The organism is Kitasatospora sp. NPDC088548 (assembly GCF_044753005.1).
In the GTDB taxonomy this organism is placed as follows: Bacteria; Actinomycetota; Actinomycetes; order Streptomycetales; family Streptomycetaceae; genus Kitasatospora.
The window spans coordinates 737,263-744,607 of sequence record NZ_JBIVMI010000001.1 but is presented as its reverse complement, the minus strand read 5'-3'; the positions used below and the strand labels follow the sequence as shown (position 1 = coordinate 744,607).

Annotated in this window: 6 protein-coding genes and 1 rRNA gene; 4 read left to right on the top strand and 3 right to left on the bottom strand. The window is 72.9% G+C overall.

Annotated elements, in window-relative coordinates; genetic code table 11:
• The first annotated feature begins 174 nt into the window (after positions 1 to 174).
• The 4 genes from rrf to ACIP82_RS03190 all read left to right on the top strand — a co-directional run bounded on the left by rrf (position 175) and on the right by ACIP82_RS03190 (position 4,003).
• Positions 175 to 291, top strand: a 5S ribosomal RNA gene (gene rrf / locus ACIP82_RS03205).
• A 119-nt stretch (positions 292 to 410) separates the two neighbouring features.
• Positions 411 to 830: a helix-turn-helix transcriptional regulator gene (locus ACIP82_RS03200; RefSeq protein WP_363604207.1), complete on the top strand. Its 420-nt coding sequence runs from the start codon at positions 411 to 413 to the stop codon at positions 828 to 830.
• A 10-nt stretch (positions 831 to 840) separates the two neighbouring features.
• The gene (locus ACIP82_RS03195) at positions 841 to 1,257 is read left to right on the top strand and encodes a VOC family protein (RefSeq protein WP_363604209.1); all 417 of its coding nucleotides are present in this window, start codon (positions 841 to 843) and stop codon (positions 1,255 to 1,257) included.
• Between the two features lie 325 nt (positions 1,258 to 1,582).
• The gene (locus ACIP82_RS03190; RefSeq protein WP_400650266.1) at positions 1,583 to 4,003 is read left to right on the top strand and encodes an ATP-binding cassette domain-containing protein; all 2,421 of its coding nucleotides are present in this window, start codon (positions 1,583 to 1,585) and stop codon (positions 4,001 to 4,003) included.
• Positions 4,004 to 4,331: 328 nt separating this feature from the next.
• Here the strand turns inward: ACIP82_RS03190 and ACIP82_RS03185 are convergent, their stop codons facing one another.
• Genes ACIP82_RS03185 through ACIP82_RS03175 form a run of 3 tightly spaced genes read right to left on the bottom strand, consistent with a single transcriptional unit; the run spans position 4,332 to position 7,302 of the window.
• The gene (locus tag ACIP82_RS03185) at positions 4,332 to 5,222 is read right to left on the bottom strand and encodes an ABC transporter ATP-binding protein (RefSeq protein WP_400650264.1); all 891 of its coding nucleotides are present in this window, start codon (positions 5,220 to 5,222) and stop codon (positions 4,332 to 4,334) included.
• Positions 5,219 to 6,307 (bottom strand): iron ABC transporter permease, encoded by a 1,089-nt coding sequence (locus tag ACIP82_RS03180; RefSeq protein ID WP_363604214.1) that lies wholly within the window; start codon positions 6,305 to 6,307, stop codon positions 5,219 to 5,221. The genes ACIP82_RS03185 and ACIP82_RS03180 overlap by 4 nt, the downstream gene beginning before the upstream one ends.
• On the bottom strand, positions 6,304 to 7,302 hold the full coding sequence (locus tag ACIP82_RS03175) for an iron ABC transporter permease (protein WP_363604216.1): 999 nt from the start codon (positions 7,300 to 7,302) through the stop codon (positions 6,304 to 6,306). The genes ACIP82_RS03180 and ACIP82_RS03175 overlap by 4 nt, the downstream gene beginning before the upstream one ends.
• Positions 7,303 to 7,345 lie beyond the last annotated feature (43 nt).

The following is a 7,345-nucleotide window of genomic DNA, read 5'->3' as shown; positions in this document are numbered from 1 at the left end:
GGCTCCCAGTAGACGACTGGGTTGATAGGCCGGATATGGAAGCCCTGTGAGGGGTGGAGTTGACCGGTACTAATAGGCCGAGGGCTTGTCCTCAGTTGCTCGCGTCCACTGTGTTGTTCTGAAACAACGACCCCATGCCTGTTCCGGTGTGGTCGGTTGACAGTTTCATAGTGTTTCGGTGGTCATAGCGTGAGGGAAACGCCCGGTTACATTCCGAACCCGGAAGCTAAGCCTCACAGCGCCGATGGTACTGCAGGGGGGACCCTGTGGGAGAGTAGGACGCCGCCGAACAATTATTCCAGAGAACCCCCACCCGATTCCGGGTGGGGGTTCTCTGCGTTTACGGCCGTGTATTGCTGTGTATTTACGGCATCACGCGCAGGGCACGGCCGCTGTGGGATGGTGGGTGTGTGACGTTGGAGGACCTTGTCCGGTTGCGCCGGGCCCGTGACCTGATCGACCGTGACTACGCGGAGCCGCTCGACGTTCCGGCGCTGGCGCGTACCGCCCTCATGTCGCCGGGCCATTTCTCCCGCAGCTTCCGCGCCGCCTTCGGGGAGACGCCGTACAGCTACCTGATGACGCGCCGGATCGAGCGGGCCAAGGCGCTGCTGCGGCGCGGCGACCTGTCGGTGACGGAGGTCTGCTTCGCGGTCGGCTGTACATCGCTGGGGTCGTTCAGCTCGCGGTTCACCGAGTTGGTCGGCGAGAGCCCGAGCTCGTACCGGGCCCGCAGCCATGACGAGGGCGCCGCCATCCCGGCCTGCATCGCCAAGATCCACACACGACCGGTCAGGAATGGAGAAGCGAAACGCGTGCCCCGCCCGTAGCGTGAAGCGCATGAACATCAGACTTTCACAGTGCTTCATCGCCGTTGACGACCACGACCGGGCGCTCGCCTTCTACCGGGACGTTCTCGGCCTGGAGGTGCGCAACGACGTCAAGTTCGAGGGGATGCGCTGGGTGACCGTCGGCGCACCGTCGCAGCCCGATGTGGACATCGTCCTCGAACCGCCCCTCGCGAACCCGAACGCCTCGTCCGCCGACAAGGCCGTCATGGCGGAGCTGCTGGCGAAGGGCCTGCTGCGCGGCGTCATCTTCAGCACCGACGACTGCGACGCCACCTTCGAGCGCATCAGCGCCGCGGGCGGCGAGGTGCTGCAGGAGCCGATCGACCAGCCGTACGGCGTCCGCGACTGCGCCTTCCGCGACCCCTCCGGTAACATGCTTCGCTTCAGCCAGCCGCGCAAGCAGTAGGCTCCGGCCCCGGGAACCGGGCGTTACCCTTGCGGCGGACCCCGCGCCGCGTGGTCGGCGCCGGAGGGGCCACGGACCGAAGGCGTGGATGCCCTGGTTCTTGTGCTGGGAGCGACCCCGGCCGGCGTCAGCCGACCGGGGTCGCGCCACCCCTGGCCGACCCCGCCGGCCGCCACCGCCGATCGGACAGCCGGCGGACCGCCGCCGCGACCGCGCCGCCGGGGGAGAAGAACGTACTGCGCGAAGCCGGCCGGATCGAGCCGGGCGACGCCGACGGAGCCGCGAAGGCGGCCTCGCGCAAGAGAGCGTAAGAGAGGGAGAGACGATGAGCAGGGCCACGAGGACGGACCCGCAGTCGCCTGTGCTGCACGGTGCCGACAGCCACGATCTGATCCGCGTGCACGGTGCGCGCGAGAACAACCTCAAGGACCTCAGCGTCGAGCTCCCGAAGCGCCGGCTGACGGTGTTCACCGGCGTCTCCGGCTCGGGCAAGAGCTCCCTGGTGTTCGACACGATCGCCGCGGAGTCGCAGCGGCTGATCAACGAGACCTACAGCACCTTCGTGCAGGGCTTCATGCCGACGCTGGCGCGGCCCGAGGTCGACGTGCTCGAAGGGCTGACCACCGCGATCATCGTCGACCAGCAGCGGATGGGCGCCGACCCCCGCTCCACGGTCGGCACCGCCACCGATGCCAACGCGATGCTGCGTATCCTCTTCAGCCGGCTCGGGCAGCCGCACATCGGCTCGCCCGGCGCGTTCGCCTTCAACGTCCCCTCGGTCCGGGCGAGCGGTGCGATCACGGTCGAACGCGGGGCCGCCAAGACCGTGAAGCAGACCTTCACCCGCACCGGCGGCATGTGTCCGCGCTGCGAAGGCCGGGGCACCGTCTCCGACATCGACCTCACCCAGCTCTTCGACGACTCCAAGTCGCTCGCCGAGGGCGCGATCACCGTCCCCGGCTACACCACGGACGGCCACTGGACCGTGCGGATCTTCACCGAGTCGGGCTTCTTCGACCCGAAGAAGCCGATCCGCGACTACACCGAGACCGAGCTGCGGGACTTCCTCCACCGCGAGCCGACCAAGGTGAAGGTCAACGGCATCAACCTCACCTACGAGGGGCTGATACCCAAGATCCAGAAGTCATTCCTCGCCAAGGACCGGGAGGCGATGCAGCCGCACATCCGGGCGTTCGTGGACCGGGCGGTCACCTTCACGGCCTGCCCCGAGTGCGGCGGCACCCGGCTCAGCGAGGCGGCCCGGTCGTCGCTGATCGGCGGGGTCGGCATCGCCGACGCGTGCGCGATGCAGATCAGCGACCTCGCCACCTGGGTCTGCGGCCTCGACGAGCCGTCGGTGGCGCCGCTGCTCGCCACCTTGCAGCAGACCCTCGACTCGTTCGTGGAGATCGGGCTGGGTTACCTCTCGCTGGACCGGCCGTCGGGCACGCTGTCGGGCGGCGAGGCGCAGCGCGTCAAGATGATCCGCCACCTCGGCTCCTCGCTGACCGATGTGACCTACGTCTTCGACGAGCCCACCACGGGCCTGCACCCCCATGACATCCAGCGGATGAACGCCCTGCTGCTGCGGCTGCGGGACAAGGGCAACACGGTGCTCGTCGTGGAGCACAAGCCGGAGACGATCGCGATCGCCGACCATGTCGTCGACCTCGGTCCCGGCGCCGGTGCGGCGGGCGGCTCCGTCTGCTTCGAGGGCACCGTGGAGGGGCTGCGGGCCAGCGGCACCCTCACCGGCCGCCATCTCGACGACCGGGCCGTCTTCAAGGAGACGGTGCGCAAGCCCACCGGCACGCTGGAGATCCGCGGCGCGACGACGCACAACCTGCGCGACGTCGACATCGACATACCGCTCGGGGTGCTTGTCGTGGTGACCGGTGTCGCCGGCTCCGGCAAGAGCTCGCTCGTGCACGGGTCGCTGGCCAATGGGTCGCCGGCCAGCGGTTCGGGGCCGGCCGGCGCGGGTGTGGTGTCGGTCGACCAGGGCGCGATCCGCGGCTCGCGGCGGAGCAACCCGGCGACGTACACCGGGCTGCTCGACCCGATCCGCAAGGCGTTCGCGAAGGCCAACGGTGTGAAGCCGGCCCTGTTCAGCGCCAACTCCGCCGGTGCCTGCCCCAGTTGCAACGGCGCCGGTGTCATCTACACCGACCTGGCCATGATGGCCGGCGTCGCCACCGTCTGCGAGGAGTGCGAGGGGAAGCGGTTCCAGGCGTCGGTGCTGGACCACCACCTCGGGGGCCGCGACATCAGCGAGGTGCTCGCGATGTCGGTGACCGAGGCCGAGGAGTTCTTCGGCGCCGGCGAGGCGCGCACGCCGGCCGCGCACACCATCCTCGGCCGGCTCGCCGACGTCGGGCTCGGCTACCTCAGCCTCGGCCAGCCGCTCACCACGCTGTCCGGCGGCGAGCGGCAGCGGCTCAAGCTGGCCACCCACATGACCGAGAAGGGCGGCGTCTACGTCCTCGACGAGCCGACCACCGGCCTCCACCTGGCCGACGTCGAGCAACTGCTCGGTCTGCTCGACCGGCTCGTCGACTCCGGCAAGTCGGTCATCGTCATCGAGCACCACCAGGCGGTCATGGCGCACGCCGACTGGATCGTCGACCTCGGCCCCGGCGCCGGTCACGACGGCGGCCGGATCGTCTTCGAGGGCACACCCGCCGACCTCGTCGCCGCCCGTTCCACCCTCACCGGCGAGCACCTCGCGGCCTACGTCGGCGCCTGACCGGGGCCCGCACCGCGAGTGCGCGTCGCCCCGCTCCGCAGGGCCCGGGCGCGCCGGACACGGGCAAGAGGGCGGGAGCCGGCAAGAGGAGGGAGAGGGGCCCGGTGGGGGACGGGCGCCTCTCCCTCCTCGCCCGAGGGGCCTGCCCACCGCTCCGGGCACGCCGGCTCAGCCACGGCCTGCGGGCGGGGCGGCCTTGCGATGCACGCACCCCAACGCCGCACGCTGATCCGCCGAGAATTGCCAGACACGCCCTGGTGCCCCCGCACAGCCCGGGCAAGATCGCCAGGGCTGTGCGGGGAGCGGGACGGCGCCGCCGGACGGGCCCTCAGCCGGTCGGGGCGGTGGGGCGGGAGGCCAGGCCGACGGGGCAGACGACGGGTGTGCCGTGGACCGGGTCGGTGAGGATCGCGCTCTCCACCCCGTACAGCTCGCGCACCAGGTCGGGGGTGACGATGTCGCGGGGCGCGCCCTGGGCCGCGACCCGGCCGTCGCGCATGGCGACCATGTGGTCGGCGTAGCGGCAGGCGGTGGTGAGGTCGTGCAGGACGAGGATGACGGTGCGGCCGCGGTCGGCCAGACCGCGCACCATCTCCAGCACCTCCAGGGCGTGGCCCATGTCCAGGGCCGAGGTGGGTTCGTCCAGCATCAGGATGTCGGTGTCCTGGGCGACGGCCATGGCGATCCAGGCGCGCTGCCGCTGCCCGCCGGAGAGGGTGTCCAGCGGGCGGTCGGCCAGGTCGTGCAGGTCGGCGGCGGTCAGGGCGCGCTCCACCGCCTCGGCGTCGCCGGCGGACCACTGCCGCAGCAGCCCCTGGTGCGGCTGGCGGCCGTAGCGGACCAGGTCCCGGACGGTCAGCCCGTCCGGGGCGGTGGCGGACTGCGGCAGCAGGCCGATGATGCGGGCGATCGCGCGGGTGGACAGCGAGGGCAGGGGCTTGCCGTCCAGCAGGACGGCGCCGGAGCGGGGGGCGAGGGTGCGGGCCAGGCCACTGAGCAGGGTGGACTTGCCGCAGCCGTTGGGGCCGACGATGACGGTCACCTGCCGGGACGGCAGCCGGAGGTCGAGTTCGTGCACCACGGTGGTGCGGTCGTGGCCCAGGGTGAGCGCGCTGGCCTCCAGCCGGGGGGCGGTGCCGCTGTCGGTGCTGCCCGGAGCACCCGGAGCACCCGGAGCACCCGGAGCGGCAGCGGCGTCGGTGGCGGTGGGGGCGGTCATGCGGTCCTCCGGGTACGGGTGGTGAGCAGCAGCCACAGCAGGTAGGGGCCGCCCACGACGGCGGTGACCAGGCCGACCGGCACCTCCAGCGGCGCCAGGGCGGTGCGGCCGATCAGGTCGGCGAGCAGCACGAGGACGGCGCCCGCGGCGGCCGAGGTGAGGACCGGGACCGCGCAGCGCGGTCCGGCGATCCGGCGGGCGGCCTCGGGGGCGGCCAGGGCGATCATGCCGAGCGGTCCGGCGACGGCCACGGCCAGCCCCGCGCAGACCACGGCGGTGAGCAGGACGGCGATCCGCAGGCCGCGGACCCGGACGCCCAGCCCGGTGGCGACGGCCTCGGAGAACCGGAGCAGGGCCAGCCGGCGGCCGAGCAGCACGGCCACCGGCAGGCAGACCAGCAGGCCGATGCCCAGGTAGCCGACGGCGTCGGCGTCGCGGCTGTTGAGGGTGCCCACCGTCCAGGCGAAGGCGGCGTTGGCGGAGTCGATCGCGGCCCGGGAGAGCATCAGGTCGGTGACGGCGCCGAAGACCGCGCCGATCCCGAGACCGACCACCAGGAAGCGGTAGCCGTTGCGGCCCGCGCCGCCGCCGAGCGCGAGGGCGAGCACCGCGGCGGTGGTGGCGCCGGTGAGGGCGGCGGCGGAGGGCAGCAGCTGGGTGGCGGTGCCGGTGACCGAGGCGACGGCGAAGGCGGTGGCGCCGTCGTTGAGGCCGATGGTGTCCGGGGTGGCCAGCCGGTTCTGGGCGAGGCTCTGCAGCAGACAGCCCGCGGCGCCGAGGGCGGCGCCGACGGCCAGTCCGGCCTCGGCGCGGGGCAGCCGCAGCTTCTCCACCACCAGCACGTCGCGGGGGGAGCCGTTGCCGAAGGCCGCGCGCAGGGCGTCCAGCGGGTTGAGGACGGTCTCACCGACCGCCAGATAGACGGCGGTGACGGCGACGGCGACGGCCAGCAGCGCGGTGCAGCCGAGCAGCGCGCGGACGGGGACGAGGACCGAGTGGCCGCGCACCCCGATCAGCCGGGTGCCGGGGGGTGGCGCGGACACGGCGGCCGGCCGGGGGGCGGCCGGGGCGGGGAGCGTCTTCACAGCGAGGGCAATCTGTGCGAGCGGACGACGGCGACCAGGACGGGTGCGCCGAACAGGGCGGTCATCACGCCGAGGGGCATCTCGTAGGGGCGGGCGACCAGCCGGGAGGCGACGTCGGCGGCCAGCACCACGGCCGGTCCCAGCAGGACGGACACCGCGAGCAGGCGGCGCAGGTCGGGGCCGACCAGGGCGCGGGCGGCGAAGGGCACGACCAGACCGACGAAGGAGACCGGGCCGGCCACCGCGGTGGCGGCGCCGACCAGCAGGGCGACGGCGGTCATCGCGAGGGCGCGGGCCCGCCGGGGCCGGTGGCCCAGGCCGGTGGCGACGTCGTCCCCGAGGCTGAGGGCGGTCAGGGACGGGCTGACGGCCGCGGCCAGGACCAGACCGAGCAGCAGGATCGGCAGCACGGAGAGGAGTTGGTCGGTGCCGCGGCCGGCGACCGAGCCGATGGTCCAGAAGCGGATCTCGTCGGCGGCCCGCGCGTCGGCCAGCAGCAGGACGGAGGAGCCGGCGGTCAGCAGTCCGCTGAAGGCGGCGCCGGCCAGGACCAGCCGGACCGGGTCGTCGCCGGTGCCGCGCAGCCGGGCGGCGCCCAGGGCCAGCAGACAGCCGGCGGCGGCGCCGAGCACCGCGACGTACGGGCCGACGGTGGCCGCGCTGGCGCCCGACACGATGGCCACCACCACGGCGAAGGAGGCGCCGGTGCTCACCCCGAGCAGGCCCGGTTCGGCCAGCGGGTTGCGGGCGGCGGCCTGGAGGACGGCGCCCGCTACGCCGAGGGCGGCGCCGACGGCGAGGGCCACGGCGGTGCGGGGCAGTCGCAGGTCGAACACGGTGAAGCGGGAGTCCGGGTCGCCGCCGCCGAGCAGGGCGGCGGCGGCCCGGGACGGTCCGACATCGCCGGCGCCGAGCAGCAGGCTCGCCAGAACGGCGGCCAACAGTATCGCTCCGGCCGGCAGCAGACCGCGCAGCAGGATTGATCGGAATGTCACACCGGGCCTCCCCGTCAGGGCCTGATCTATGGTTAGGCTAACC